Annotated in this window: 26 protein-coding genes and 2 pseudogenes; 5 read left to right on the forward strand and 23 right to left on the reverse strand. The window is 62.6% G+C overall.

Translation table 11 applies throughout. The features are described from left to right. Positions 1–8 precede the first annotated feature (8 nt). From ACLIRY_RS17675 to ACLIRY_RS17720, 10 genes are all read right to left on the reverse strand, one after another. Complete coding sequence (locus tag ACLIRY_RS17675) at positions 9–206, reverse strand: hypothetical protein (RefSeq protein WP_413206744.1); 198 nt, start codon at positions 204–206, stop codon at positions 9–11. Positions 207–294: 88 nt separating this feature from the next. Continuing rightward, positions 295–546, reverse strand: coding sequence for a hypothetical protein (locus ACLIRY_RS17680; RefSeq protein WP_413206745.1), 252 nt, complete (start codon positions 544–546; stop codon positions 295–297). 1 nt (position 547) lies between these two features. Further along, positions 548–1,069, reverse strand: coding sequence for a host-nuclease inhibitor Gam family protein (locus ACLIRY_RS17685; RefSeq protein WP_413206746.1), 522 nt, complete (start codon positions 1,067–1,069; stop codon positions 548–550). 116 nt (positions 1,070–1,185) lie between these two features. After that, the gene (locus tag ACLIRY_RS17690) at positions 1,186–1,422 is read right to left on the reverse strand and encodes a hypothetical protein (RefSeq protein ID WP_413206747.1); all 237 of its coding nucleotides are present in this window, start codon (positions 1,420–1,422) and stop codon (positions 1,186–1,188) included. Then, positions 1,419–1,658: a hypothetical protein gene (locus ACLIRY_RS17695; protein WP_413206748.1), complete on the reverse strand. Its 240-nt coding sequence runs from the start codon at positions 1,656–1,658 to the stop codon at positions 1,419–1,421. Before ACLIRY_RS17695 ends, ACLIRY_RS17690 begins: the two co-directional genes overlap by 4 nt. Continuing rightward, positions 1,648–1,845 carry a hypothetical protein gene (locus ACLIRY_RS17700; RefSeq protein WP_413206749.1) on the reverse strand — a complete coding sequence of 66 codons (198 nt, stop codon included), beginning with the start codon at positions 1,843–1,845 and terminating at the stop codon, positions 1,648–1,650. The genes ACLIRY_RS17695 and ACLIRY_RS17700 overlap by 11 nt, the downstream gene beginning before the upstream one ends. Further along, complete coding sequence (locus tag ACLIRY_RS17705) at positions 1,838–2,176, reverse strand: hypothetical protein (RefSeq protein ID WP_413206750.1); 339 nt, start codon at positions 2,174–2,176, stop codon at positions 1,838–1,840. Before ACLIRY_RS17705 ends, ACLIRY_RS17700 begins: the two co-directional genes overlap by 8 nt. After that, positions 2,169–2,801: a hypothetical protein gene (locus ACLIRY_RS17710; protein WP_413206751.1), complete on the reverse strand. Its 633-nt coding sequence runs from the start codon at positions 2,799–2,801 to the stop codon at positions 2,169–2,171. The genes ACLIRY_RS17705 and ACLIRY_RS17710 overlap by 8 nt, the downstream gene beginning before the upstream one ends. A gap of 2 nt (positions 2,802–2,803) precedes the next feature. After that, positions 2,804–3,544, reverse strand: a complete 741-nt coding sequence (locus ACLIRY_RS17715) for an AAA family ATPase (RefSeq protein WP_413206752.1) — start codon at positions 3,542–3,544, stop codon at positions 2,804–2,806. A 72-nt stretch (positions 3,545–3,616) separates the two neighbouring features. Beyond that, complete coding sequence (locus ACLIRY_RS17720; RefSeq protein ID WP_413206753.1) at positions 3,617–5,755, reverse strand: Mu transposase C-terminal domain-containing protein; 2,139 nt, start codon at positions 5,753–5,755, stop codon at positions 3,617–3,619. Between the two features lie 85 nt (positions 5,756–5,840). Here ACLIRY_RS17720 and ACLIRY_RS17725 point away from each other — a divergent pair, with 85 nt between their 5' ends. Next, positions 5,841–6,269, forward strand: coding sequence for a hypothetical protein (locus ACLIRY_RS17725; RefSeq protein ID WP_413206754.1), 429 nt, complete (start codon positions 5,841–5,843; stop codon positions 6,267–6,269). Positions 6,270–6,287: 18 nt separating this feature from the next. Here the strand turns inward: ACLIRY_RS17725 and ACLIRY_RS17730 are convergent, their stop codons facing one another. After that, a complete protein-coding gene (locus ACLIRY_RS17730) occupies positions 6,288–6,749 on the reverse strand; it encodes a hypothetical protein (protein ID WP_413206755.1) in 462 nt (153 codons plus the stop codon). A 156-nt stretch (positions 6,750–6,905) separates the two neighbouring features. Between ACLIRY_RS17730 and ACLIRY_RS17735 the strand changes: the two genes are divergently transcribed. Further along, positions 6,906–7,157, forward strand: coding sequence for a hypothetical protein (locus tag ACLIRY_RS17735; RefSeq protein ID WP_413206756.1), 252 nt, complete (start codon positions 6,906–6,908; stop codon positions 7,155–7,157). Between the two features lie 87 nt (positions 7,158–7,244). Here ACLIRY_RS17735 and ACLIRY_RS17740 read toward each other — a convergent pair whose 3' ends face one another. The 3 genes from ACLIRY_RS17740 to ACLIRY_RS17750 form a co-directional block, all read right to left on the reverse strand. Further along, positions 7,245–7,787: a hypothetical protein gene (locus ACLIRY_RS17740; RefSeq protein WP_413206757.1), complete on the reverse strand. Its 543-nt coding sequence runs from the start codon at positions 7,785–7,787 to the stop codon at positions 7,245–7,247. Continuing rightward, positions 7,787–8,080 carry a helix-turn-helix domain-containing protein gene (locus ACLIRY_RS17745; RefSeq protein WP_413206758.1) on the reverse strand — a complete coding sequence of 98 codons (294 nt, stop codon included), beginning with the start codon at positions 8,078–8,080 and terminating at the stop codon, positions 7,787–7,789. Before ACLIRY_RS17745 ends, ACLIRY_RS17740 begins: the two co-directional genes overlap by 1 nt. Before the next feature lie 1,283 nt (positions 8,081–9,363). After that, entirely contained in the window at positions 9,364–12,642 is a 3,279-nt protein-coding gene (locus ACLIRY_RS17750) for a tetratricopeptide repeat protein (RefSeq protein WP_413206759.1), read from the reverse strand. 211 nt (positions 12,643–12,853) lie between these two features. Here ACLIRY_RS17750 and nadA point away from each other — a divergent pair, with 211 nt between their 5' ends. The 3 genes from nadA to nadC are packed head-to-tail and all read left to right on the forward strand — an operon-like array spanning position 12,854 to position 16,384. Then, positions 12,854–13,846, forward strand: coding sequence for a quinolinate synthase NadA (gene nadA, locus ACLIRY_RS17755; RefSeq protein ID WP_413206760.1), 993 nt, complete (start codon positions 12,854–12,856; stop codon positions 13,844–13,846). Between the two features lies 1 nt (position 13,847). Then, the gene (locus ACLIRY_RS17760) at positions 13,848–15,479 is read left to right on the forward strand and encodes an L-aspartate oxidase (RefSeq protein ID WP_413206761.1); all 1,632 of its coding nucleotides are present in this window, start codon (positions 13,848–13,850) and stop codon (positions 15,477–15,479) included. Continuing rightward, entirely contained in the window at positions 15,476–16,384 is a 909-nt protein-coding gene (gene nadC, locus ACLIRY_RS17765; protein ID WP_413206762.1) for a carboxylating nicotinate-nucleotide diphosphorylase, read from the forward strand. Before ACLIRY_RS17760 ends, nadC begins: the two co-directional genes overlap by 4 nt. 106 nt (positions 16,385–16,490) lie before the next feature. Here nadC and ACLIRY_RS17770 read toward each other — a convergent pair. The 9 genes and pseudogenes from ACLIRY_RS17770 to urtA form a co-directional block, all read right to left on the reverse strand. Continuing rightward, positions 16,491–17,212 (reverse strand): annotated as a pseudogene (locus ACLIRY_RS17770) (IS701 family transposase); the annotation flags it as partial. Positions 17,213–17,351: 139 nt separating this feature from the next. Then, positions 17,352–17,810 (reverse strand): annotated as a pseudogene (locus tag ACLIRY_RS17775) (transposase); the annotation flags it as partial. Positions 17,811–17,873: 63 nt separating this feature from the next. Then, a complete protein-coding gene (locus ACLIRY_RS17780) occupies positions 17,874–18,251 on the reverse strand; it encodes an FmdB family zinc ribbon protein (protein WP_413206763.1) in 378 nt (125 codons plus the stop codon). 88 nt (positions 18,252–18,339) lie between these two features. Continuing rightward, positions 18,340–19,572 carry a formamidase gene (gene fmdA, locus ACLIRY_RS17785; protein WP_413206764.1) on the reverse strand — a complete coding sequence of 411 codons (1,233 nt, stop codon included), beginning with the start codon at positions 19,570–19,572 and terminating at the stop codon, positions 18,340–18,342. A 182-nt stretch (positions 19,573–19,754) separates the two neighbouring features. Continuing rightward, positions 19,755–20,444 (reverse strand): urea ABC transporter ATP-binding subunit UrtE, encoded by a 690-nt coding sequence (gene urtE, locus ACLIRY_RS17790; RefSeq protein WP_413206765.1) that lies wholly within the window; start codon positions 20,442–20,444, stop codon positions 19,755–19,757. Positions 20,445–20,455: 11 nt separating this feature from the next. Further along, a complete protein-coding gene (gene urtD / locus ACLIRY_RS17795) occupies positions 20,456–21,202 on the reverse strand; it encodes an urea ABC transporter ATP-binding protein UrtD (RefSeq protein ID WP_413206766.1) in 747 nt (248 codons plus the stop codon). Between the two features lie 12 nt (positions 21,203–21,214). After that, positions 21,215–22,339 (reverse strand): urea ABC transporter permease subunit UrtC, encoded by a 1,125-nt coding sequence (gene urtC, locus ACLIRY_RS17800; RefSeq protein ID WP_413206767.1) that lies wholly within the window; start codon positions 22,337–22,339, stop codon positions 21,215–21,217. Between the two features lie 130 nt (positions 22,340–22,469). After that, entirely contained in the window at positions 22,470–23,396 is a 927-nt protein-coding gene (gene urtB / locus ACLIRY_RS17805; RefSeq protein WP_413206768.1) for an urea ABC transporter permease subunit UrtB, read from the reverse strand. A gap of 158 nt (positions 23,397–23,554) precedes the next feature. Next, the gene (gene urtA, locus ACLIRY_RS17810) at positions 23,555–24,856 is read right to left on the reverse strand and encodes an urea ABC transporter substrate-binding protein (RefSeq protein ID WP_413206769.1); all 1,302 of its coding nucleotides are present in this window, start codon (positions 24,854–24,856) and stop codon (positions 23,555–23,557) included. Positions 24,857–24,973 lie beyond the last annotated feature (117 nt).

Below are 24,973 nucleotides of genomic sequence, written 5' to 3' on the forward strand. Positions count from 1 at the left end.
ACCGAGGGTCAGTGCCCAACCGGAATCGTGAAGCCCCCATGGGCGACAAAAAGCTGATTAAGATCAGCAGTGCGGTCATGTCGCGCCGCCGCGATCATCGTGGCGGCCAGCAAGACCTCATGGGCCTGACAAAAGCCGCCACATTGATCCTGGGCGATGACTTCGGCCACGCGGACCAACCCTAGAAGAGATGCCTCGTCGATCATTTCGGAATCCTCCAAACCGTGATTTCTGGGGACCACCCCAAGGCCCGCCACCCAGGAGGGCTTCGGGGAGGGATGGGCTTCCTTTCCGTCAATCGAACTCCACTTCTCCACCTCCATTGAACGTCACGCAGCCGTTGGCGTCGGAAATAACCATGGGCAGATTCTCAATCATCGCAGCAGCAAGGAAGCTGGCCGTGCCGTGCTTTTGAGAAGCCCGACACACGGCGGCGAACAGTGGCACGAAGGCGTTGTCCACGCCGATACCGCAGGATTTCGCGATAACCTCGGCGTGCAGGATCAATTCATCTGCGCCTTGATTAAGGTCGAGGGTGTTGGCCATATCACGCAGCCTCCTCGTCTTTGGCTGCGGACAGCAGGGCATCGACCATCTTGTCGATCTCTCCATCGGTCGCCTTGATCACAACCTCGTCTCCAGCCTCAACGACGGTGACGCCGATCTTCCGCAGCTCGGCGACGGACATCAGGTTAAGGGCGCCTCTCACCGGCTTTTCCTCGACCTTCACCAGATCGTCGAACTTGTCCTCGAAATGCTTCCGGATGAGCTGAACGACCTTGGCGGCGTCCGCGTACTCCAGCTTTCCCTTGCCCTTGGAAAAACCGATCTTGATGCCGTGAAACACCAGGGTTTTGGGCTTCACGAACAACTCGGGGGCGTCCTCTATCGCGGCACTTAAAACGGCATAGGCTGTGGCGCTGGTGTCCACCAGCGCCCGCAGGCGTGCGATCCGGCGGCGCTTGATTGCATTGATTTCATCTTCTAGGCCCGCGACCTCGTCCTTCAGAGCGCGATGCGCGTCCGAGTATTTTTTGGTGAGGGCTTCAATGTCGGCAAGGCTGGTCATGGGTCAGATCCTCTTGATCAGAAACAGGGGAAACAGGAACCAACCGGCCACCCAGGCCAGCCGATTGCGGATGCCATGCCAGAAGCGGCGGCGGGCGCGGTGGGTGGGGGCGAGCCTCATGCGGCACCCCCAGGGGGCGCGAGGGCGAGCGCGACATCGCGCAGGTACGTCACAACCTCTGTCGTCGCGCCCATGGCCAGGGCGCGTTGAACGCCCAAATTGATGAGGGCCACGGCCACCGCAGACGGTGGAAGGGTTGAGGGAGAATGATCAAGGAGGCGATTGACGGCGAGCATGGCTTGGGCCACCTCGTACTCCTCCAAGGTCCTCGGATCACGGTGGGTGAGTTTCATGCGGCATTTCCTCCGGTCGGGGGAAAATCCGTGGCGCGCTTGCTCTCGCGGTCATGGCGGGCCTGGGCGAGGTCCACGACACCATCGGGCAGGGTATCCGAACGCGGGAACCACCCTTCCAAGCCAAGGGCTTGGGCTCGGCAGTCCTCAAGCGCATTGGCCAGGACCACACCGCCTTCGCCCCGAACACGGCTGCGGACGAACTCGACGAGATTGCGGAGGTCATCACTGAGCATCATCGGCGCCTTGGCAACGCGCACCGTCCCAGGCCTCGTAGGCGGCTCGGGTGACCTCCATGGCCTTCAGGTGCGCCTTCCGCGCCGACGCCAGCGCCTTTTCGGCTCTCAGTTCCTTCAGTTCAGCCTCGGTCTCCTTCAGCCGAGCCTCGCACCAGCGTTCGTACAGATCTTCCTCCTTAGACATCACCACCTCCATTTTTCCCGCAGGCCAAACAGGCCTGACGCATCCGCACGCGCTCGCCGCTGGTGGCGGCGACAACCCGGGCCTTGGTGCGCCAATCGGCGCAAACCGTCATGGCGATTTCCTGGCCTTGACCGGGGCATTGAACAGTTCCATTCATCAGGCGAGCCCGGACGCGGTTTTCCATGTCCGACCAGTTCTTGGCCTTATAGGTGCCGTTCACCAGAGCGTTCACCGCGCCCGCCGAGACCTCCAGGACCTTGGCCACTTTGCGCTGACTGCTGGCCTCGCAGGCGTCGGCGAGGGCCTTGATCCAATCGGGCCGATCATTCATCCGCGGACTCCTCCTCCACTGTCCCCTCGCCCATGGGGCGGCGGCGGTTTTGATCCCAAACCCACTTGGTCTGCCGGATCTGGGGCGCCAAAGGCCCTGTGTTCATGGATGGGAGGAGACGATATCTCGCGATCCTGGCCCACTCGCCCGCACCGCTGTGAGCCGGGGACACGAGCGCCAAATATCCAGCCCGATGCAGGTGCCCGACGTATATTTTGACGGCGGACGGTTGAACCTTGATCTCACTGGTCGACGCCTGAATGGCCAGCTCGCGATAATTGAAGTCGCCGAGCATTTTCATCGTTCTCCACAGACAATCCCGGCCCAGCCCCTGGTCCACAGCGATGGACCCGTCCCGGCGAACCCTGGGCGCCGATGGCTGATCGCGGAGCAGCTTGTACATGCGAGGGTCAGAGCCCGACGGCTCGGCCTCCACCTTCAAAAACCCAGCCAAGACAAGGCTGTGGACGTAGGCTCGGATACTGTCACGGGGGGCGTGGCTCGCCCCGTACAGATCGGCGAGGGAAAAGTTTTTCCGCTCCCGCATGATCCGCCAAAAATCCTCGCGGCCATGGGGGACTCGGACCCGGAGCGTCACGCGCCCATCGATGGGTTTCCGGACCATCCTCAGGCCCTCCGGCTCGGCGGGGCACCAGTAAACAGCGGGCGATTGCCCCAGGTGGCGCGGTCCACCACCGTCCAGCCATTCACCAACGCTTCGGACCGGACCCGTTCGATGTTGACGCAGATGCGCCGCACCCGCCCGTGGGCCGCGTCGGAAAGGTAGGCGGCCATGTCCGGGGCAATCTCGACGCCCGGCGCGTACAGATCGGCGAGCGCCATGGTGTCCTCGGCATCGGCGGGCACCGCCGGAACCCAATCGAGCATCCGGTTATGGAACCGCTCGCTGGCCTGCAACTGGTGGGGCAGGTTCTCCTCGCCGATCAGGATGATCGGGGCGCCCGTCTTGTCGCGGATCTCGCGGATGGTCTCGTGGTACTTCCGCCGCACCACGTGGTCGAACTCGTCGATGATCAGAGGGCGGTCGGTGACCACCAGTTGATTGATGACCTGATCGACCATATCCGCCGCCGTGCCCCGGGGCTGAAGCCCCAGCTCCACCAAAAGGGCCTTCAGGAACTTCGCCTTGGTCCAGGACTCGCCGACCTCCAGGTAGTAGGCCCGATATTTGTTGGCGGCATAGGTGGCGGAAAACGTCTTCCCATAGCCCGATGGGCCGTGGAAGGTGACCATGGAGGGCAGGTGGCGGGGGCGATTAACCACCTTGTCGACCGCCTCGGTGAACAGCGTCACGTTGCGGAGCGGAGCGATGGTTCCTCGGGTATTGACAGTCTGATCCAAAGGCATGATCCTTTTCCTTGTTAGCGGTCCCCCTTGCCTCGCGCGGTCGAAGGTGGACGTTTTCACCTGGGCGGCTGGTCAAACGACCAGTCGCCCGAAGTCCTTCATCATCTCTTTCGCGGTCTTGAACTCCGGATGATTCCGGTAAGTCTCGAACCACCGGGCATCGTCGGCATGAACCGGCTCCCCGGCCTCCATCCTCCCCTCGACATCCAGCCCCCGTTCCACCCGCGCGCGCTTCTCGGCGCGGCCATCGACCACCTTTGGCACCACCCGCAGATCATCGCGCAGGGCGCGGCGCTTGGCCTCGTCCTCGGCGGTGCGGGCCGGGGGCGGCTCGGGCAGAACCCGGGCGGCCCGGGCGGCCTGCTCAAGGGCGGGTGTGGAATAGGCTTGAGTGGGGGTTGGGAATTGAGCCAGCTTGCCCGCCGCCTCGGCCTTCATGGCCAGGATCTCGGGCACCACATCGACAACCCGGGCCTCGGCCTTCGCCTTCTTGAGCATCTTCATGCCCTCGGCGTTGGCGAGGGTCTGGTGGGCCTTGCGGGTGGCCGCGACCTCAGCGCGGGACACGCCTGTCCGCTCGGGGCACATGGCCTTGCAGACGAATTCCCCAGCATCGTCGAAGACGTAGATGTAGCCATAGTCGGCGTCGTCGAAGAGGACCTGAACCCGCTGCCCCTCCATCCCGCCCAAATAGGCATGGTCAAAAGATGCTCTGTCGGCGCGGATGCCCTTCTTCGTAACCGTCTTCCAACCGTCGCCGTCGGTCGGCGATAGCAGAACATCAAGCGCCCGCTCATTTTCAATGCGCTTGACTGGCGCGGTCCAGGCCGCCGCCACCTGGAACGGCGTCTGGCCATTCAGGCCGCCGTGGGGCTCATGGGCGTACAGGTCGGCGCACCACTTGTCACAAAACTCCTGGAGCTGCGGGGCGGCCATCCGGACCTCGACCACCTCGTCTTTCGACATCAGGCGCTGAGCAAAGGACTTGCGATTTTCAATCGCCTTGCGCTCGGCCACATTGTGACCGACGAAAGCGGGCAGCAACTCCAGTAGGCCGTGCGAGAAGGTGCGAAATGACCGTTCAATGTGCGGTTTCGCTTCGGGCGTGAAGGGCGGACAGATGTGGGTTTCAATGCCCAGACTGTCGTAGGCGCGGCGCATGTGGCGGGAGACATAGTCCGACCCGTTGTCGATCCGCACCATCTCCGGCACACCCCAGGCCACCACGGCCCCGCGCAGGGTCGCCGCGACCCCGGCTGCACAGGAGGTCCGGGAGACCAAGAGCCGCAGACGGCGCGTGTAAACGTCGATGACCCCGATCAGCGAGTGCCGGGCACCGTCGGCCAGCAGCAGGTCGGCGGGGGTAGAGTCCAACTCCCAAACCTGATTAAGCCGGACAATCCCCTCTGAGCGGGAGCCCGAGGCGGCCTTATATTTCGAGCGCCATGCGTCCGGGTCGCGAACCTTCTCGAAGAGCTGGGCATTGTCGACTTTCCAGGCTGTAACCCACCGTTGGATCGAGCGCTCGGCGGGCAGGTCCTTTTCCGGGAACCGGGCCTTGAGCCCCTTGTGGATCGTGATCGCCTGGACATGCGGTTTCTCGGCGATCAAGCCCAGGATGAACGACCGGATCTCCCCGTCCTGGTCGATCCGACCGGAGCCCTTACGGTTGCCGTAGCTCGGCACAAGCCCGACAAGGCCATGCTCGGCCAGTGTCTTTTCCCAATCCCGCAGGCTGTTCTTGGACACGCGGCTGACCTGCTCGCGGATCCAGGGGGCCACCTGGACATACCCCGCGCAATAGGCGGCACAGAAGTCCAGCAGCGCCCGCTCCTTGGGGATCCCGGCCACGGCCCGGAAAGCCTGAAGGGCACGAACCACAGCCGCCTTGGCCTCGGCCAGGGCAAGGGTCTTTTCGGGTAGGGTAGCGGCATTGACGGTCGGGGCCGATCGGGCGGCCCGCCGCTTCGGCGCCACGGGTTCGCTTGGGCGCTCATAGGAGCCCGCTTCCTCGGCGGCGAGGCGGGCATACTCCAGGCGCGCCTCCTCGGGCAGAGCGGCGAGGGGGTATTCGCGACCGCCGCCCTTGGCGGCGCGGGCGCGATGGGGCCAGGACTCGCGACTTGCTCGAAGCTGTATCGCCCGTTCGGTTCCCGGCAATCCCGGCAACCCCAGTTCGACCAGTTCGGCGGCGGAAAACCAGTCCTTCATGGCGCACCGCCATTCCCGTCCGCGCTTCTCTTGCGGATCGGCTCAACCTCTGGCAACGTCCAGAGATACAAATCATGGAGGGGAGATGTCCTTAGCCAACTACGCGCATGCCTGCCGAACGCTCGCTCAAGAGCTCGTCGAATCCCTCTCTTCAGAGCAAGTCGAAGACCTGCGCGCCAGCCTGGAGGGGGTGACCCATAAGGAGTGGACGGAGTGGATGCGTAAATACGCGCCTCAGATATCCGCCTTTGTTGCCGCGACACCCTCTCAGCGTCAGCGGAAGAAAGCATGGAAGGACCCTGTTCTGCGAGCGCAGCTTTCACTGGCAGGATATCACCACCTTCTCCAGGGACAGCATATCCTTGATGCCGTTGATCGGCACGGCCTATACCCCGGCGGCAGTTATCGGATGATGGGTTCCCTGGCCGGAGACGCGTATTGGGACATCCTTGGGGCTGGTGACGTTCCATTTTGGCCTCTTCCCGGCAAGAATCCCCTGACCCCTGAGGGGTGAAAATGGGTTCCAGATTTCTCATGACCGCCGTCTCCGCACCCTGACCGGAGCCTCTTTGGACAAAGCCTTCTCGGCCTTGCGCAGCTCCTCGATCTGTTGCCGGATTAGGCCGCGTTGTGCCCACCGGGCTTCTTCGCCTTCCATGACGATGCAACCATCGTCCTCGACCATCAGGTCCCAGATCCAGGTGGCCTTGGTCACTCGGACGAAGGCTTTTAGGGCACGGGCCGATATGGCGCGGTCGGCAGCCCCGGCCTCGCTGGTGTAGGCATCCAACATGTGCTTGGAGAAGGTGGGGCGGTCCATGACCGCCCCCATTCGGGCCGCAATATCCTCGCGGGAAAGCGGGCATTCCTTGCAGGCCTGGGACAGCGCCCGGGCCAGCTTGGCGTCGAAATCGAGCGGCGCGACTTCCTCCCTTGGCCGACGCACCGGATAGACCTGCTCGACCCGAAGGGTTTCGGGGAACATATCGTCCATTTTGTCGGGTCCGATGTCGCGCCGCTTAGCCATTACGCAGCACTCCGCGCGAAAGTGCCCCGGCGACCGTCATGGCGGGAGGAAAAAACAACCATGACGGCCACCAGGGCTTTCCCTACACTGGGGGCGCAACCCAAACCCAGGAAGGGAAAGAGGATGGGAGACGACGAAGTGAAGGCGAAGCTAAGGGCGTTGGAAGCGGCATTCATGCACCAAACGATGCTACTGAACGTGCTCTTCCGAAACCACGCGGCCACGCTCGCTGAGTTTCTGGGGGACGACATCAGCAATCTCCCGCCACACGAGAGGGCAAGCCACTATGGGCAGGCTCTTCTGGATATTCGCTATCAGTTGCAGGCACTTGGGGAAATTGACCAAGGCGCGCCCGAACCCGGCGATGCTCCTTGAGAAGTTGGGCGCGCCAATCCTTCTGCGCCACGTCTTGTCGCATCACGAGCTTGAGAGCCGAGAACTCAGCACTCTCTTGAGGCTCACTCATCGGGACGCCCCCCAAATAATCCGATTGGTACAAATCCGCTCCGCCGCCACCTTGGGCATGGGCGAGACCGACTTGGGTGCCGCGCGCCGAAGCCACTTCCAGCGATCAAGGCGACGGTGCTCCTGTCCGGCGAAAATGTGGACGCCATCCATATCCAGACGCACTTCCGCAGCGGTTCCGACCAAGGCCCGGGCCACGGAAAGGGCGCGGCGAAAACCTTGCCGGTCGCGGGCGGCGATCCAGGTTTGATGCTCGCGGATCTCCTGGTCATCGAACCGGCGCCAAACATCGCCCGGCGCGCTATCGATGATCACCAAGGGGGAGAGGATTCCATTCGCGCTCTCAATCCAAAGGAAGCCGCTCCAGGCGGGGCCACCAATGGCAAAGTCAATCCTGAAGGGGCCATCATTTTCGGCCCAAGCGGGCAGCCGAAAAGACACAGAAGTGTCTATGTAGGCGCAGGCGCACCAGGGCTCGAAGGAACGGAGCGCCCGCACTTCGCGGACAACCGCCCCCGGTAAGTTGGGGTCCATGTGCATCACGCACTCCTCTTTTGACTCGCCGCGAACCGCGGGTAGTCCGTATAGTTGCGGGACGGTTGAGGCTGGTGGCGGGCGCCATCGGTTCGATAACGGCTCGGCCAGATCTGGCGTGGGGAAAGATCAAGGCACTCAGCGATAGCCAGCTCGGCATCGAAGTGCGGGCGGCGGGCGGCCTGACGGACGGAACTGTCCGATAGGCCGTAGGCCCGGGCCACGGACACGAAGGTCCAGCCCCTGGTGTTCAACTCGTACCGGATCTTTTCAGGCGACCAATCGACGGCTTTCGCCATGCCTCATCCTCACTCGAGACCGGCCCTGCCAGGCCGGTTAATTTTGGGTCTGCGTTTTAACGAACGAGGAAAGATTAACTCCGAAAACGGAGCCGTTCAACGGCAAAAATCCGTTTCGGAGTTTATTTCCTCGAACTCAGCGGAGAAATCTTGTTATGTTATTGATAATGTTGATCTATATGGAACTCCGAAATCATGTCTCTATCGCGTTAGAAACTTCGGGGTTAGGCCATTGAACTCCGAAAAAGAAACTAACTCCGGTTTCAGATCTCGTCTCGGGGAGTTGGTTGGCGGACAGAAGCCCTTCGAGTGGGCCAAGGATGTGGGCATCCCTAGCGCCACCTGGAATCGCGCATGGAATGAAGGAGCGATTCCGAAGGCTCGACACCTAACCAGGATCGCTGACCATGCGGGCGTAACGCTTGATTGGTTGATTTCGGGACGAGAGCCGCGCTACCGCACTTCCCAGCCATCGCAGGGCACGGAAAGTGCGACACCAACGGACAGCATACCCATAGATCTCATTGAGAGGGCTGTGCTGATGATCGAGGCCAGACTTGACCGAATGAAGATAACTCTAGAGCCGAAACCCAAGGCCAGGGCCGTGCTCCTTATGTGTAAAATCCTTTGGGATGCCCGCAACAACAAGGCAAACCCTGACCTGGACAGCTATCTAAATCTGTTCTTGAGATAGGGGTTTTCCCCCACTACTCCCGAAAACGCGAACACTTTACCCTAATTTGTGTTCGCCTATCGGCGAAGGGCAGTGTCAGCCGCCCGGAAGCAGGTTCGATGTCGGTCGAACCTACCCCGCGATGTCATTTCAACGCTCCACCTTGCCGTCGACGGCATGGGGTCTGGATATACACGGGAAGTGCCAATGACCGACACCACAAAGGAAGTCCTTGAATTAGAACAACTTTTATTTCAAGATGGGAAATCAGGAAAGCAAACCAACCCGTCAGTTTGCAAATCCGAGGCGTTCTGCCTCAGTCGCCTTGCAATTTGCGTCGTCTCTGCCTTAGCCCTAGCGCAGCTATTGGTCATTTTGATAATCGCACTCGCTCGGGCCGAGCACACACTCACTCCAAATCCATCTGTCGTTTCGTCGATTTTTGACCGTCACTTGGTTTTGGAGTTTTGGGGAGGCTGGGTCGGCCAAAATCCATTGATCTCATTCGATAAATCCCAATTTATCCCACCCAGTCCCAGTATTCCCTTAGCCTCCAACACCATCTGTCGGGTTACAGGATGTCGGCGAAATTATTTCTCCCCGCAACCGGTCAGAAGGGATTGGCCGGTTCGATGGGTGTGGCCTCGCGCCAGGGGGCGAAGGCGTCCAACGCTTCGGCGGGCGTTTCTTCGGTGATAACGGCGGCGAGGGTGTCCAGCAGATCGGGCCAGGGGTGACCGTCGTCCCTTGCGCGGGCCGTGTTGCCGGACAGATCCCAACCGGGCGACCGGACGCCGTCCAGGATCAGCTTTTTCGCCATACCCAGGGACGACAGGCGAACGTCCGGACCATGGGCGCAAGCATAAAAGCTTAGTTCGAGGTCGAGGGAAGGAAACCGACCCTCCCCCTCCCAGGCCTGGACGATGAGATCACGGCCCTCGTCCATTCGTCCCTGGGAAAAACAAAACCCTGCGAAGTTTCCGAGGGTGTTCGCGTGCTTGGGATCGGCCTTGATGGCCCTCTTGTAGAGGTCCTCGGCTTTATCCATGTCTCTGCGGACGGTGTGCATGAAATTCGCGAAGTTTCCGAGGTTTTTCGCGTGCTTGGGATCGGCCTCGATGGCCCTCTTGTAGAGGTCTTCTGCCTCATCCATGTTTCCGCGAGCGGTGTGCATGAGAACCGCGAAGTTTCCGAGGGTGTTCGCGTGCTTGGGATCGGTCTCGATGGCCCTCTTGTAGAGGTCCTCGGCCTCGTCCATGTCTTTGCGGACGGTGTGCATGAAATTCGCGAAGTTTCCGAGGGTTGTCGCGTGCTTGGGATCGGCCTCGATGGCCTTCTTGTAGAGGTCTTCTGCCTCGTCCATGTCTCCGCGAACGGTGTGCTTGAAAAGCGCGAAATTTCTGAGGGTGTTTGCGTGCTTGGGATCTGCCTCGATGGCCCTCTTGTAGAGGTCCTCGGCCCTGTCCATGTCTCTGCGGACGTTTTTCATGAAAAGCGCGAAGCTTTCGAGGGCTGTCGCGTGCTTCGGATCGGCCTCGGTGGCCCTCTTGTAGAGGTCCTCGGCTTTATCCATGTCTCCGTGAACGGTGCGCATGAAATTCGCGAAGTTTCCGAGGGCTGTCGCGTGCTTGGGATCGGCTTCGATGGCCCTCTTGTAGAGAACCTCGGCCTCGTCCATGTCTCCGCGGACGGTTTCCATAAAATCCGCGAAATTTCCGAGGTTGTTCGCATGCTTGGGATCGGCCTCAATGGCCCTCTTGTAGAGGTTCTCGGCCTCGTCCATGTCTTCGCGGACGGTTTCCATAAAATCCGCGAAGTTTCCGAGGGTGTTCGCGTGCTTGGGATCTGCCTCGATGGCCCTCTTGTAGAGGTCCTCGGCCTCGTCCATGTCTTTGCGGACGGTTTCCATGAAAACAGCGAAGTTTCCGAGGGTGTCCGCGTGCTTGGGATCTGCCTCGATGGCCCTCTTGTAGAGGTTCTCGGCCTCGTCCATGTCTTTGCGGACGGTTTCCATGAAAACAGCGAAGTTTCCGAGGGTGTCCGCGTTTTTCGGAGCTACGGCGAGGGCGCGATTGAAATAGGCGTATCGCTCATCTTGAGGAACCGAGTCGCAGGATCCTAAGTATGTGAGGAGTACGGCATTTTCTCCAAGCTTCTCTAGCAGGGACAAGAGGAAAGGTTCGTTGTTCTCCCAAGATTGAGGGAGCTCTCCTTTGGACGACATGGTGGCGATTTCACGTGCCAACTCCGGTCCCAGAAGATCATTAAGGCTGCTTCTCTCCTCTTCGAAAACATCCAATAGGGATCTTATTTGAAAAGGGCTCAATTCTGGAGCTCTTTGTAATAAATGTCTTTTTTGTTTCACTGTGAGAGAAAGGTTTTCTGTGATTTTTTTCCAGAAGACTTCCGGGTCGATATTCGGAGAAAGCGCATGGCTTCTGGAATCCGCCAAAAGTGATAAATAGCCGGCTTCCATGAAAAGGGGGCTCAAGGCCGGGGGAGTCTCGGGTGGGGGGTGCAAAAAGTCGGCGAATATCTTTGCGTTCTCCTCCGGGGTCCAGTGGGTTCGCCTGTCGAAAGAGGCGGTGAGGGCGTTCCTGACCGTCTGGGCTTCGTCGCCGTACCAAAGCCTGTTGTGTTTGGCGTAAAGCCGTAGGGCTTCGCGGACCTCGTCATGCAGGGTGAAGAGGCCGGGCAAACGGGCTTCGGTCAGGATGCCGCGCGCCGCGTAATCCTCGATGGACAGGGGTGGGGGGCCGTTGAAGAAAAGGGCGAAGTCCTCCTTTGGGATCAGATGGGGGATGGCGAGGCGCCAGATCTCATCGTGGCCGGTGACCCTTTGGGCCAGGAAGGCGAGGAGTCCATAGCGGTCCCCCTTCTCGAACCGCTCCAGGACAAGGGGCCAGTCTTGCCAGGACCAGTTGGGGCTCCGGCTTCGGTCGTCCTGGATGGTCCGCGCCATGTAGTCGACCCAGAGGGGGTTGCCCAAGGTCCGCTCCGCGATGTCGGCCAGAAGGTCCGCAGGGATGGGCGGCAGGTCGGGGAGGGCGCGGCTCAGGTAGGCGTGAATCTCCGGTCCATCGAAGGGAGTCATCGTACCGTGGCGTTGATATTGCACCCCGACGATTTCCGTGGCGCCGATGTCCGTGCGTCCAACGGCAACCACCAGACTGGGACTCTCGGCGAGAAGGTGCTTGGCCACATCCCCGAAATACTGCGGGAGGGGAACAGGGTCCGTTTGGGAGGGGAGGCGCGCGCCCACCTCGCCCGTTTCGAAATAGAGCCGCGTGCCGATGGCGAGGTCCGGGGCTGCCTCCCAGGTGTCCACCAGCAAGACGCCTCCCTTGGAGAAATCCTCAAGGAGGGCTTCCAATAGGGCCTTTTCCGGGAAACTGCGGACCTTTGCCTTGCGCTTGTTTCCCAGGACCTGGCGGACGCGTTGGCCGAGTTTGGCGAGGGGTACGGCCAAGACAAGGAAGGCGCCAACCAAGGGGGGCATGTCGGGGGTCAGCTTTTGCCCTTCCGCCAGCGCCTTCTCGATGTCCGGGAAGAAGGCGTCCAGGGCGCCGGGGTCTCCATCGGGGGGGCCGTCCAGCAGCACCCGCCGCACCGCGTCGAATTTGGGAGTATGGACCGTGCGTGCGACAGCCAGGAAGGGCGGGCCCTCAATCTGGCCCGTTCCCCGGAAGCGGCTCAGGTCCAGCAGGGCCACGGGGACCTTTTTTTCCGCGCAGAGGGTCCGGAAGCGCGCGAGCAGACTGGATTTCCCCGCGCCACCGGCCCCGGTGATCACCGTCATGCGGCTTTGATGCGCTGCCAACCAGTCGGCGAGAATGGCCTCCTGGGGACGGTCGATCCAAATGGCGGGGGAAGGTCCCTGTACAGGCATCAATACGGCTCCATCCGAAGGCGGGGTGGCTGTCGGCCATAATTGATTTTTCTCGAATGAACGTCCAATGGTTTGGGTGCTGCCTTCCTTCCGGCACCCCGCCCCCTTGACAACCAGGCTTATTTATACTCAGACTGTGCATAATAGACGGGCGTGGATCCCGTCTCATTTTTACCTATAAAATACTCGTAATGAGTATAAGGAGGCGACGATGGGTTTCGAGGGACGCTTTGGGCCGGGTGGGGAGGGCGATCGTCTGGCCGCCCTCCGCGAACGGGTCACCCCGCTGGAATGGCCCGCCCTCTCGGCGGAAATCGCCGAAATTGAGCGTCTGAAGGCCGCCCGGGATGCGGTCATCCTCGCCCATAACTACCAGACGCCGGACATCTACCACGGGGTCTCCGACATCGTTGGCGACTCCCTGGCCCTGGCGCACAAGGCCCAGGAGGCCGACGCCAAGGTGATTGTCATGGCCGGGGTCCACTTCATGGCCGAAACCGCCAAACTGGTGAACCCGGACAAGATCGTGCTGATGCCCGATATGGAGGCCGGATGCTCCCTGGCCGAATCCATCACGGCGGCGGACATCCGCCAGCTCCGCACCCAATACCCCGGTGTGCCCGTCGTCACCTATGTGAATACCTCGGCTGAGGTAAAGGCGGAATCCGATATCTGCTGTACCTCGGGCAATGCCGTGAAGGTGGTGGAAAGCCTGGGCGTCGACCGGGTGCTCATGCTGCCCGATGAATATCTGGCGGCCTATGTCCAGACCCAGACCAAGGTGGAGATCATCCCCTGGACCGGCCATTGCGAGGTCCACGAGCGCTTCACCGGTGAAGAAATCACCCAGTTCCGCGAGGCCCATGACGGTCTGGTGGTCATCGCCCACCCCGAATGCCCACCGGACGTGATCGAGGCCTCGGACTTCGTCGGCTCCACTGAGCAGATGATCACCCGGGCCAAGGGCCTTTCGGGCCGCAAGGTGCTGATGGTTACCGAATGTTCCATGAGCGACAACGTCGCCGCCCAGGCGCCCGAGGTGGACTTCGTCCGTCCCTGCAACCTCTGCCCCCATATGAAGCGCATCACGCTCGCCAACATCCGCAAGTCCCTGGAAACCCTGGCGCCGGAAGTCACCATCGACCCGGCCATCGTCGACCGTGCCCGCTTGGCCGTCGAGCGCATGCTCGCGGTGGGCCGCTGACATGCCCGGCCCGCGAGACAGGGGACGGCAGGACCCCACCCAAGGGAGCAAGGACCGGGTCCTGGTCGTGGGGGGCGGCATTGCGGGACTCTCCACGGCCCTGTCCCTGGCGCCCCTGCCGGTTACCGTCCTGACCACCTCCCCCCTGGGAACCGGTGGCTCCACGGAATGGGCGCAAGGGGGGATCGCTGCGGCCATGGGCGCCGATGATGCTCCGGCCCTCCACGCCCAAGACACCCTCGCCGTGGGAGGGGGGCTGACCGATGCCCGGGTCGCCCGCCTGATCACTGACGGCGCGCCCGAGGCCATCGCCGCCCTGGAAGCCTGGGGCACCCGTTTTGATCGGGGAACCGACGGGTGCCTTGCCCTGGCCCTGGAGGCCGGACATTCCCGCCGCCGGGTGCTCCATGCGGGCGGAGACGGCTCCGGCGCGCGCATCCTCGCCGCCCTGGCCGAGACGGTTTTGCGTGCCCCCTGGATCGCGGTGCGTGATGGCGTTTCCGTCGTTGGCCTGACCCGTGACGGCGAGCGGGTGACCGGCGCCGTGGTTCGCTACGGAGGCGGGCGGACCGAAACCCTGTCCGCCCGGGCCGTTGTCCTGGCCACGGGCGGGGTCGGGGGGCTCTTCGCCTCCACCACCAATCCGATCTCCTCCCGGGGGGCGGGATTGATGCTCGGCGCCCGGGCCGGGGCGGTGCTGCGGGATATCGAGTTCATCCAGTTCCACCCCACCGCCATCGCCCTGGGGACTAAGGAGCCGGGGACAGAGCCCCTCGGTCCCGGCTCCCTGCCCCTGGCGTCGGAGGCCCTGCGCGGCGAGGGCGCAACCCTGATCACCGCAGCGGGCGCCCCCCTGATGGCGGGAACGCCCGGCGGTGACTTGGCCCCCCGTGACGTGGTCGCCCGGGCCGTGGGAGCGGAGATCGCCCGGGGTGGTTCGGTGTTTCTCGACGCCCGCGCCGCCCTGGGAGACCACTTTGCCCTCCATTTCCCGACGGTCTACGGCCATTGCCAGGCCCATGGCCTGGATCCGGCCCGCGAGCCCATCCCCGTGCGCCCGGCGGCCCATTACCACATGGGCGGCCTCGCCGTGGACGACCGGGGGCGGACCTCGGTCCCGGGCCTTTGGGCCTGCGGCGAGGTCGCAGCCACCGGCCTTCATGGTGCCAACCGCTTGGCGAGCAACTCCCTGATTGAGGCCGTGGTGCTTGCCCGCCGCCTGTCCGAGGCTCTGCGTGCCACGCCCGGACGCCTCTCGACCCGCTCCGCCGGGTTGGTGGATGCGGCTGTGGAGGATCTCGCCCCGGCTCCGGTCCGCCATCTGATGGACGCCCACCTGGGCGTGGTCCGCGAGGCCCGGGGGCTGGAAGCGGCACGCGAGACCCTCCTCTCCCGCATCGCCAGTCAGGGCCAGGGCCAGGGACAAGGTCAAGGGGGCGGGAGTGACCTGTCGTTGCTCGCCCTGATGATCACCCAGGCCGCCCTGGAGCGGCGGGAGAGCCGGGGCGCCCATCTGCGCCTGGATTTCCCCGACACCGCTCCCGAAGCCCGGTCCTCCCGCCTGACCTTGGCCGGGGTGCTCGCCAGCCTGGGCGCGCCGATCCAATCCGCCATGAAAGCGCAAGAAGCATGACCTCCTCCCCTATCCTCCCCCGGGCTCTCCCAATGGCGCCCTTTCCCGCCCTCCTGCTTGAGCCCCTCGTCCGCGCCGCCCTGGCCGAGGACCTGGGGCGCCGGGGCGACATCACGACCGAGGCCGTCATCCCCGCCGACGCCCAGGCCACCGCCGTGATGCGTGCGAGAAAACCCGGCGTCGCCGCAGGGGTGGAGGCTGCCGTGATGGCCTTCCGCCTGATGGACCCCTCGGTAACCTGTGCGGTCCATAAGGGCGAGGGAGCGGTGCTGGCCCCGGGAGAGGATCTGATGACCCTCACCGGCCCGGCCCGGGCGATCCTCTCGGCGGAGCGGGTGGCGCTGAACTTCGCCGGTCACCTGTCGGGCATCGCCACGGCCACCGCCGCGCTGGTGGCGGCGGTGCAGCCCCATCTGGTGCACATCACCTGCACGCGCAAGACCACGCCTGGCCTACGCGGCCTGGAGAAATACGCCGTGCGCGCGGGCGGCGGCTCCAGCCACCGCTACGGATTGGATGACGCGGTGTTGATCAAGGACAACCACATCGCCGTGGCCGGATCCGTCACCGAGGCCATCGCCCGCGCCCGGGCCTTCGTCGGCCATCTGGTGAAGGTGGAAGTGGAAGTCGACACCCTGGCCCAACTCGCCGAAGCCCTGGAGGCCGGGCCGGATGTGGTCCTGCTCGACAACATGGCTCCGGACCTGCTGCGCGAAGCGGTCGCCCTGACCCGGGCCCAAACGCGGGAGAGGGCCAAAGCGCCGGTGACCCTGGAGGCCTCGGGCGGCGTGACGCTGGAGACCGCTCCGGCCATCGCGGCAACGGGCGTGGACGTGATCAGCGTCGGCTGGCTGACCCACAGCGCGCCGAGCTTGGACCTGGGGTTGGATATCGATGTTCTATAGGGGAGTGGGTGGTGATCGATACTATGGGGGCGCTGCCCCCATGCCCCCGCTGGGAGGCAGCGGCCTCCCAGACCCTCAGTTCGTTCTTGTGGAGGGGTGAGGGGGGGCGAGACAGCGTTTTTTTGTGTGCTTCCGTGGCGTTGGCGTGGTGTCGGATGACGGCCATCATGGCGAAGGCGAGCATGACGAGGGAGACATGGCGGTGCCAGCCGTACCAGGAGCGTGTCTCGTTGTGATCGAGACCGAGTTCGTTCTTGGCAGTTTCGACGCTGTCCTCAATGGCCCAGCGATGGCCTTCCACCGACACCAGCTTTTCCATCGGCATGCCCGTGAGGCACCATGTGGAGAAGAAGGCGAGATCGCCGTCGGCGATGGTGCGGCGGATCAACAGGCCCCGTGTCCACTCCCCGGTGAGGGAGCTGTTGTATTCGTCGGCCTCAAGGTCGGCCAGGTCGAGATAGGCCCAGTCGTGCAGGCGCGGCCCTTTGGTTCCTTCGCCCGCCGACAGCCGCCGCCAGGCGCTCTCGGGAAGGTGTTGGGCGATCTCGGCGGCGGTGCCGCCGACGGGCTGCGGTTTGCCCCAGGACCGGAACACATGATTGGCGGCGACACCCAAGACGTAGCCCTTGCCCCCTTGCCCAGCACTGTTTCGATCTCTCCCGTGCCATAGACGCTGTCCGCCGCCACGAAGGAGAACGGCACCCCCGCAGCGACCGCGCGCGCAATCATCCGGCACGCGATCCGTGGCTTCGTCGCAAATCCCACATCACTGGGCACATGCGCCGCCTTCAGGCGCTCGGGAGCGCCCGTCCAGGCCCGTGGCAGATAATACCAAGCGGCGCGGGTTGAAACCCAGGCCGCTTTTCTTGCGTTCAAACGCCAGGCGGGCTTTTACGCGCCATAAGGCGCGGCGGCCACTTGGCCGCTTCCAAGGTGCGGTGAGGCAAACTCACCGCACCTGGGTATAAAGCGCCCGATCAATGAAGGCATGGCCATGGCGCGATACATACGAGGCGAACACCCCGATCTGGCAATTGGTGATTTTGCCCGCCGAACCCGTGTACTGGCGCGCAACCCCGCACGACGCCTTGCCCTGCTTCAGAAAGCCGGTCTCATCGATGACCAGAACCGCGTCCTCTTCGGCCAGCGTCTCCAGCGCGTACTCGCGCACGATGTCGCGCAGCGCTTCCGCATCCCAACGCCCGCGACCCAGAATGGCTTGTTGCCGCCAGGGACCCGGATCACCGGCCGCCTCCGCCCGCACCCAGCCCGTCTTGCGGCGTTCCTCCCCCAGCAACCCGTCCAAAAACCGCTACACGTAAACCGCTACACGGTCCTGGGTGAACAGCGGATGCATCCGCGCCTTCACTGCTCGCAGCGAAGACGCCCAAAGCTCAAGCATCGCCTCAATCGATGCACCCGTCATCCATGACCTCCGAATTATAGAAACTCACAGAGTCAGATGTCGTCAAAAAATGCAACTGTAATGCTAGTGACTGATCATCCAAGGCCGGGCCCCGGGGAAATACTTGGAGCCATCGGGCCGAACCACCGTACGGGTCGGCGTCTCCTCCCCCCCACATCCGCATCCAGGACCGTGGCGATGGCCTTTGCGGGCGTCATGGGCGCGGCGCGCCTTCTCCTCCCCCCATCCTTCCTTCGAAAAAGGCACCTCGCGGGCCTTCTCGTTGCGGGCCAAGGAGGTTCGGGTGCCCACATCCAAAAGGCCCTGGTTTGGCATGGTGCGAATGTCCCGGGGCGCCTCGCCCAAACATTTGGGGCAAACGGCGTCATCCCAGGCCTGATCCACCGTCGCCAGGGTGTTGAAGGGGCCGCAGGTGGGGCAGGTGTAATCATAGACGGGCATGGCGGGCCTCCGGTCGTTCGAGAGCAAGCAGTTCACTCAAAAGCGCTGCCCCCGCCCGAAAAGACGGGCGGGGGCAGCCAATCCTCCCCTACGCGAGGTCAGGTGCCAAGGGCACATCGATGGAGCCATCCAGCTCCTTTTTCGGACCATCGGCATTGGGGTTGATGTCGAAGTCAAAGATGCCCGTGGGAATCCACAGGGTGGCGCAGGCGTTGGGCACGTCCACCACACCGGAGATATGGCCCTGCACGGGCGCCGTGCCGAGAATGGCATAGCCCTGGGCGCCGGAGTATCCGAAGTTTTTCAGATAGCCAATGGCGTTCAGGCAAGCCTGACGATAGGCCACATGGACATCGAGGAAGTGCTGCTTGCCTCCTTCATCGACGGAAATGCCTTCGAAGATCACATAGTCATCGTACTTGGGCGTGATCGGGCTGGGTTTGAAGATCGGGTTCTTGATCGCATACTTCGCCATCCCGTCCTTGATCAACTCGACCTTCATATGAATCCAGCCGGCCATTTCGATGGCGCCGCAGAAGGTGATTTCACCGTCGCCCTGGCTGAAGTGCAAATCGCCCACCGATAGACCGCCGTCTTTCACATAGACAGGGAAGTAGACCTTGGATCCCCGGGACAGGTCCTTGATGTCACAGTTGCCGCCGTGTTCGCGGGGCGGCACGGTACGCGCACCTTCGGCGGCGGCGGCAGCCTTTTCCTCGCCGGTCAGGCGGCCCATATGGGCGGTCTCGGCATAGGGCAAGCAGGCCAGGGTCGGCACCCGCTCCGGATCCGTATCGAACAGCTCCTTTTCGCGGGTGTTCCAGGTGTCGAGCATCTCCTTGGACGGCAGACAACCGATCAGCCCAGGGTGGATCAGACCGGGGAAGCGGACGCCCGGCACATGGCGGGACTTGGTGTACATGCCCTCGAAATCCCAGATGGACTTCTGGGCTTCGGGGAAATGGTTGTCCAGAAAGCCGCCGCCGTTGTTCTTGGAGAAGAAGCCGTTAAAACCCCACTGCTCATCGGGGAAAGCGCCAATATCGAGGATATCGACCACCAGCAGGTCACCGGGTTCGGCACCCTCGACCCCCACGGGACCGGTCAGAAAGTGGACCTGGGACAGATCGACATCCCGCACGTCGGCGGCATCGTCGTCATTCTTGATCTGCTTGCCGGTCCAGTCGAAGCACTCGAGGACGAAATCGTCACCGGGCTTGACCATGGCCGCCATGGGAATGTCAGGGTGCCAGCGGTTGTGCACCTGGTCATGCTCGTAAGGGGACTTGGAGCGGTCGATCTTGATCAGGGTTTTCGCCATCGGACTTTCCTTTTATGGCTTGGGGTTTGTGGCGCATCTGGGCTTGGGACGGAGGTGGAGGGGAGCGGACAATGTCCGACCCCCTGAACAGGCGACCGACAACAAGCGGTCGACTGGCCGCCGTGCGAAGCGCGCCCCATCGGAGGCGTCCGCAAAGCGGACTGCCGTGAGATACAAAAACCTTAAACAGACAGGAACTTGGCCACCTTGGCCTCGTCGATGCCGTCGCGGGGGCTGTCGTGGACCAGCTGCCCGTTCTCCAGCACCAAAACGCGGTCGGCGATATCCAGGGCGAAACTGAGCACCTGTTCGGAGACGATGATACTCAGGCCCTTCTCATCCCGGATCCGGCGCAGGGTGCGCGCCATCTCCTTGATGATGGAGGGTTGGATCCCCTCCGTCGGCTCGTCGAGCAGCAGGACCTTGGGCCGACTGACCAGAGCCCGGGCGATGGCCAGTTGTTGCTGCTGACCACCCGAGAGGTTGCCGCCCCGGCGCTTGCGCATCTCGAGCAAAACCGGAAACAGCTCGTAGACATCATTGGGGACCTTGCGCTCCCCGGTCACGGTCAGGCCGGTTTCGATGTTTTCCTCGACCGTCATGGCGGTGAAAATCATCCGCCCTTGGGGGACATAGCCCAATCCGGCGGCAACCCGCTGGTGGCTTTTCATGTCCGTGACCGGTGTCCCGTTCAGAGTCACGGCACCCGATGCGGTGCCCACGACCCCCATGAGCGACTTCATGAGCGTGGTCTTGCCCATGCCGTTGCGGCCCATGATGGCGACGATCTCGTTTTCGCCCACGGTGAAATCCAGGCCATGGATGACCTCGCTTTGACCATAGGCCACATGCAGGTTGTCGACGTGCAGCATGGCGGGGTTCCTTAATGTCCGAGGTAGACTTCGATGACCTTGGGGTCGGCCTGAACCGCCTCCATGGATCCCTCGGAAAGCTTCTTGCCCTGGTGAAGGACGGTCACCTTGTGGGCGATGTCCTCGACGAACTTCATGTCGTGCTCGATCACCAGCATGGAGCGGTTGCTGGCAATGCGGTTGAGCAGCTCTGCGGTCTTGATCCGTTCGGCCACGCTCATCCCCGCCACCGGCTCGTCGAGCATCAACAGTTCCGGCTCCTGGATCAGCAACATGCCGATCTCCAGCCATTGTTTCTGACCATGGCTGAGCAGCTCCGCCCGCCGGTTGAGCTGATCGGCGAGGAAGATGGACTCCGCCACCTCCTCCACCCGATCGATCACCTCGGCATCCCGCTTGAACGCGAGCGCTCCGAAGACCGTCCGACCGCGCGGGAAGGAAATCTCCAGGTTCTCGAAAACCGTCAGGTCCTCGTAGATGGAGGGATTCTGGAATTTGCGCCCCACCCCGGCATGCACGATCTGGTGTTCGCGCATGTCGGTCAGTTCCCGATCCCGGTACTTGATCGACCCGCTGGAGGCCTTGGTGCGCCCACAGATGAGGTCGAGCACGGTGGTCTTGCCTGCCCCATTGGGACCGATGATCACGCGAATCTCGTTTTCATCGACGTAGAAGGTCAGGCCATCCACCGCCTTGAACCCGTCGAAGGACACGGTCAGGTCCTCCACCGCGAGCAGGAAATCCGTATTGCTGGACATGGTCCTCTCTCCTTATTCCGCAGGGGCCGGGGCTTCGGCATCCGCTTTTGCGCCTCGCCCGCCCAGTTTGCCCGGAAGACGGGGGGCGACATGGTCGCTCCACAGGCCCGCCAGGCCATTGGGGAAGGCCATGACGACACCGATGAAAACGGCGCCCATGGCAAACAGCCAAAGCTCAGGGAAGGATTCCGACAGGGTGGTTTTGGCGTAATTGACCACCAGGGTTCCGTAGACGGCGCCCAGGATGGAGAGGCGCCCTCCAACCGCGCAGAAAATGACCATCTCGATGGACGGCACGATGCCGACAAAAGAGGGCGACATGAAGCCCACCTGCAAGGTGAACATCGCCCCACCAATGGCCGAGATCCCGGCAGCGAGGCAGAAAATGAAGATCTTGAACCCAGCCACGTCGTAACCGGAGAAGCGCACCCGATCTTCCTTGCCGCGCATGGCAACCAGGATGCGGCCAAACTTGGTGTTCTTCACCCAGGCGGCCAGAAACAGGCAGGCGAAGAGCAGACCGCCATTGAGGAAATACAGGATGACCTTGGCGTTATCGGTGCGGATGTCCCAGCCCAGCAGGGTGCGCAGGTCGGTAATGCCGTTCACCCCCCCGGTGTAGCCCTGCTGGCCAATGATCAGGATGGACAGAATCGCCGCCATGGCCTGGGTGATGATGGCGAAGTACACCCCACCCACCCGGCGGGTGAACATGGCCACCCCCAGGATAAAGGCGAAGATCACAGGGACGGCGACGATGGCGACCACGGTGAAAGGAAGGGAGTGGAACGGCTCCCAGAACCAGGGCAGGGCCGTGATCTGGTTCCAGTCCATGAAGTCGGGAATGCCCGGAGTGGACTGGATGGCCGTGGCCTCGGGGCTGGAGGCCTCCAGCTTGAGGAACATGGCCATGCAATAGCCCCCCAGGCCGAAGAACACCCCCTGCCCCAGGCTCAGGATCCCGCCGTAGCCCCAGCAGAGCACCAAGCCCAAAGCCACGAAAGCATAGGTCAGATACTTGCCCACCATATTCAGGCGGAAGGCATCCAGGGCCAGGGGAAAGACCAGGAAGATCAGGACGGCGAGGAGGAGGAACCCAAGGGCTCCCCGCCCCGAAAAATCGAGTTTGCGCATCATAGCGGGAGCCTCCCTAGATCACTGCCCCGGGTTTTGGCCGTACAGGCCAGAACCCATGACAGGGATCAATTTCAATAGGTTAGAGCGGAATGAGGACGGAAAACCGGTGCCCATTTTTCCTCATCCCGCTCTAGCGCCGGACCTTGAGAACGAACAGCCCCTGGGGACGCAGCATCAGGATGCCGACGACGACCAGCAGGGTCAGGACCTTGGCCATGGAGCCCGACAGGAAGAATTCCATGGTCGATTGGGACTGGGAGATGGCAAAGGCCGAAGCAATGGTTCCGAGCAAGCTCTGGGCGCCACCAAAGACCACCACCAGGAAGGTATCGACGATGTACAACTGCCCCGCCGTCGGCCCCGTGGAGCCCACCATGGTAAAGGCGCTGCCCGCCACCCCGGCAATGCCGCAGCCCAGGGCAAAGGTGCCCCGATCCACCCTTTCGGTGTTGATGCCGACCGCTCCGGCCATCGTCCGGTTCTGCACCACGGCCCGCACCTGTTTTCCGAAGCGGGATCGGTACATCAGAAGGCCCACGCCAAGGGTAATCAGCAAGGTCAGGACCATGACAAAAACACCGTTGAGGGGCACCTCGATCAGGTCGGTAAGCTGGATCGAGCCCATCATCCAGTCGGGTAGACTGACCCCCACTTCCCGGGCACCGAAAATGGAGCGATAGGCCTGTTGCAGGATCAGGCTCAGACCCCAGGTGGCCAAAAGCGTGTCCAAGGGGCGGTTATAGAGGTGCCGGATCAAGGCCCATTCGACAAAGGCCCCAAGGGCACCACTGGCCAGGAAGGCCAATCCCATGGCGACAAAGAAATAGATCCCAAACAGGCCGGGAAGGTATTCGGAGAAAAACGTGGAACAAAGGTAGGTGACATAGGCGCCGAGGATCATGAATTCGCCGTGCGCCATGTTGATGACGCCCATCTGCCCGAAGATGATGGCCAATCCCAGGGCCATCAGAACGAAGACGGAAAAGAGGATCAGACCGGCGAACCCCTGCATGGCGAAGATCGCGCCCAGTTCTCCCATCGTGTAGCCGTCGAACATGGTGTGACTCCCTGGCGGTGAGGACGGAATGGGTCGGTAAGGACGGTAAAGGCGGGGGGGGAAAAGCCAGGGCGGGGCCGTCACCCGCCCTGGCTGTGGGAGGCGGCGCGGGGAAAGGGGGTATCGGATTTCCACGCGCCGCGTCCAAACGTCAGGGCTTATTGGTAGCCTTCGGGGAAGGGGTTGGGCTCCATCAGCTCCTTGGTCTCGTAGACGACCTCATACTGGCCATTGGCGAGGGCATGCCCGATGCGGGTCTTGCTCCAGAGATGGTGGTTTTCGTGGATCCGCACGTAGCCTTCGGGAGCGGTGGTCAACTCGATGCCCGGGGAGGCTTCGCGGACTTTGTCGATGTCGAAGCTCCCGGCCTTCTCGACGGCAGCCTTCCACAGCCAGGGGCCCAGGTAGGCGGCCTGGGTGACATCGCCGATCACCATGTCATCGCCCCACATCTTCTTGAACGCCGCGACGAAATTGACGTTGTTCTCGTTGGGCAGGGACTGGAAATACTTCATGGCCGCATAGGCACCCTGCATGTTCTCGCCACCGATGCCGCGGATTTCGTCCTCGGTCACCGAGATGGTCAGCAGCAGGGGCTTTTCCTTGGTCATGTCGATACCAGCAGCCTTCAGCTGCTTGTAGAAGGCCACGTTGGATCCGCCGACGATGATGGCGTAGATCACGTCCGGCTTCTTCAGCTTGATCTTGTTGATGACCGAGTTGAACTGGGTATGGCCCAGTGGGAAGTATTCCTCGCCGACGACCTTCAGGCCCTTTTTCTCGATATGCTTGCGGGCGATCTTGTTGGAGGTGCGCGGCCAGATGTAGTCGGACCCCAGCAGGTAGAAACTCTTCGCGCCCTTGGTATCCACCACCCAGTCGATGCCCGCCAGGATCTGCTGGGTCGCTTCCTGACCCGTGTAGATCACGTTCGGGGACTCTTCCAGACCTTCATAGAACGTCGGGTAGTAGAGCATGCCGTTGTACTGCTCGAAGACCGGCAGCACCGCCTTGCGGGAAGCCGAGGTCCAGCAACCGAAGACGGCGGCAACCTTGTCCTGCACCAACAGCTTCTTGGCCTTTTCCGCAAAGGTCGGCCAATCGCTGGCGCCGTCTTCCTGAATGTATTCAATCTTGCGGCCCAGCACGCCCCCCATGGCGTTGATCTGGTCGATGGCCAGCTTTTCGGCCTGAACGGACCCGGTCTCGGAAATGGACATGGTGCCGGTGATGGAGTGGAGAATACCCACCGTAACCGTGTCATCGGTCACCGCCAGGCCGGTGGTATTGACCTCTGCGGTCGGCGGGTCAGCGGCCCAGGACGGCGTGGCGCCAAGGGACAGCAGGGGAAGGGCGGCGAGGCCAAGCAGCGCGCCCATCACCGTCCGTCGGGTGACGCAAAGGGGGGCTCGGTCGGTCGGGGCGTGGCCCGGAGCGGTTCGATAATCGCGGAGGGTCATTCTTTCCTCTCCCGTGTCGGGGGTTGCGGGTGGGCCGCCCCCCGTCCACTCCCGATCCCTCTTCAGGGCCGGAGCGGGGCCTGGGAGCCGCGCCATCCCCAACAGCCTCCGTCGGAA

The organism is Rhodospirillum sp. A1_3_36, assembly GCF_047263945.1.
In the GTDB taxonomy this organism is placed as follows: domain Bacteria; phylum Pseudomonadota; class Alphaproteobacteria; order Rhodospirillales; family Rhodospirillaceae; genus Rhodospirillum.

What these genes read in the sequence shown, in the direction of transcription:
- ACLIRY_RS17675 (WP_413206744.1), bottom strand. Translation starts at nt 206, where the DNA reads ATGATCGACGAGGCATCTCTTCTAGGGTTGGTCCGCGTGGCCGAAGTC.
- ACLIRY_RS17680 (WP_413206745.1), bottom strand. Translation starts at nt 546, where the DNA reads ATGGCCAACACCCTCGACCTTAATCAAGGCGCAGATGAATTGATCCTG.
- ACLIRY_RS17685 (WP_413206746.1), bottom strand. Translation starts at nt 1,069, where the DNA reads ATGACCAGCCTTGCCGACATTGAAGCCCTCACCAAAAAATACTCGGAC.
- ACLIRY_RS17690 (WP_413206747.1), bottom strand. Translation starts at nt 1,422, where the DNA reads ATGAAACTCACCCACCGTGATCCGAGGACCTTGGAGGAGTACGAGGTG.
- ACLIRY_RS17695 (WP_413206748.1), bottom strand. Translation starts at nt 1,658, where the DNA reads ATGCTCAGTGATGACCTCCGCAATCTCGTCGAGTTCGTCCGCAGCCGT.
- ACLIRY_RS17700 (WP_413206749.1), bottom strand. Translation starts at nt 1,845, where the DNA reads ATGTCTAAGGAGGAAGATCTGTACGAACGCTGGTGCGAGGCTCGGCTG.
- ACLIRY_RS17705 (WP_413206750.1), bottom strand. Translation starts at nt 2,176, where the DNA reads ATGAATGATCGGCCCGATTGGATCAAGGCCCTCGCCGACGCCTGCGAG.
- ACLIRY_RS17710 (WP_413206751.1), bottom strand. Translation starts at nt 2,801, where the DNA reads ATGGTCCGGAAACCCATCGATGGGCGCGTGACGCTCCGGGTCCGAGTC.
- ACLIRY_RS17715 (WP_413206752.1), bottom strand. Translation starts at nt 3,544, where the DNA reads ATGCCTTTGGATCAGACTGTCAATACCCGAGGAACCATCGCTCCGCTC.
- ACLIRY_RS17720 (WP_413206753.1), bottom strand. Translation starts at nt 5,755, where the DNA reads ATGAAGGACTGGTTTTCCGCCGCCGAACTGGTCGAACTGGGGTTGCCG.
- ACLIRY_RS17725 (WP_413206754.1), top strand. Translation starts at nt 5,841, where the DNA reads ATGTCCTTAGCCAACTACGCGCATGCCTGCCGAACGCTCGCTCAAGAG.
- ACLIRY_RS17730 (WP_413206755.1), bottom strand. Translation starts at nt 6,749, where the DNA reads ATGGACGATATGTTCCCCGAAACCCTTCGGGTCGAGCAGGTCTATCCG.
- ACLIRY_RS17735 (WP_413206756.1), top strand. Translation starts at nt 6,906, where the DNA reads ATGGGAGACGACGAAGTGAAGGCGAAGCTAAGGGCGTTGGAAGCGGCA.
- ACLIRY_RS17740 (WP_413206757.1), bottom strand. Translation starts at nt 7,787, where the DNA reads ATGCACATGGACCCCAACTTACCGGGGGCGGTTGTCCGCGAAGTGCGG.
- ACLIRY_RS17745 (WP_413206758.1), bottom strand. Translation starts at nt 8,080, where the DNA reads ATGGCGAAAGCCGTCGATTGGTCGCCTGAAAAGATCCGGTACGAGTTG.
- ACLIRY_RS17750 (WP_413206759.1), bottom strand. Translation starts at nt 12,642, where the DNA reads ATGCCTGTACAGGGACCTTCCCCCGCCATTTGGATCGACCGTCCCCAG.
- nadA (WP_413206760.1), top strand. Translation starts at nt 12,854, where the DNA reads ATGGGTTTCGAGGGACGCTTTGGGCCGGGTGGGGAGGGCGATCGTCTG.
- ACLIRY_RS17760 (WP_413206761.1), top strand. Translation starts at nt 13,848, where the DNA reads ATGCCCGGCCCGCGAGACAGGGGACGGCAGGACCCCACCCAAGGGAGC.
- nadC (WP_413206762.1), top strand. Translation starts at nt 15,476, where the DNA reads ATGACCTCCTCCCCTATCCTCCCCCGGGCTCTCCCAATGGCGCCCTTT.
- ACLIRY_RS17780 (WP_413206763.1), bottom strand. Translation starts at nt 18,251, where the DNA reads ATGCCCGTCTATGATTACACCTGCCCCACCTGCGGCCCCTTCAACACC.
- fmdA (WP_413206764.1), bottom strand. Translation starts at nt 19,572, where the DNA reads ATGGCGAAAACCCTGATCAAGATCGACCGCTCCAAGTCCCCTTACGAG.
- urtE (WP_413206765.1), bottom strand. Translation starts at nt 20,444, where the DNA reads ATGCTGCACGTCGACAACCTGCATGTGGCCTATGGTCAAAGCGAGGTC.
- urtD (WP_413206766.1), bottom strand. Translation starts at nt 21,202, where the DNA reads ATGTCCAGCAATACGGATTTCCTGCTCGCGGTGGAGGACCTGACCGTG.
- urtC (WP_413206767.1), bottom strand. Translation starts at nt 22,339, where the DNA reads ATGATGCGCAAACTCGATTTTTCGGGGCGGGGAGCCCTTGGGTTCCTC.
- urtB (WP_413206768.1), bottom strand. Translation starts at nt 23,396, where the DNA reads ATGTTCGACGGCTACACGATGGGAGAACTGGGCGCGATCTTCGCCATG.
- urtA (WP_413206769.1), bottom strand. Translation starts at nt 24,856, where the DNA reads ATGACCCTCCGCGATTATCGAACCGCTCCGGGCCACGCCCCGACCGAC.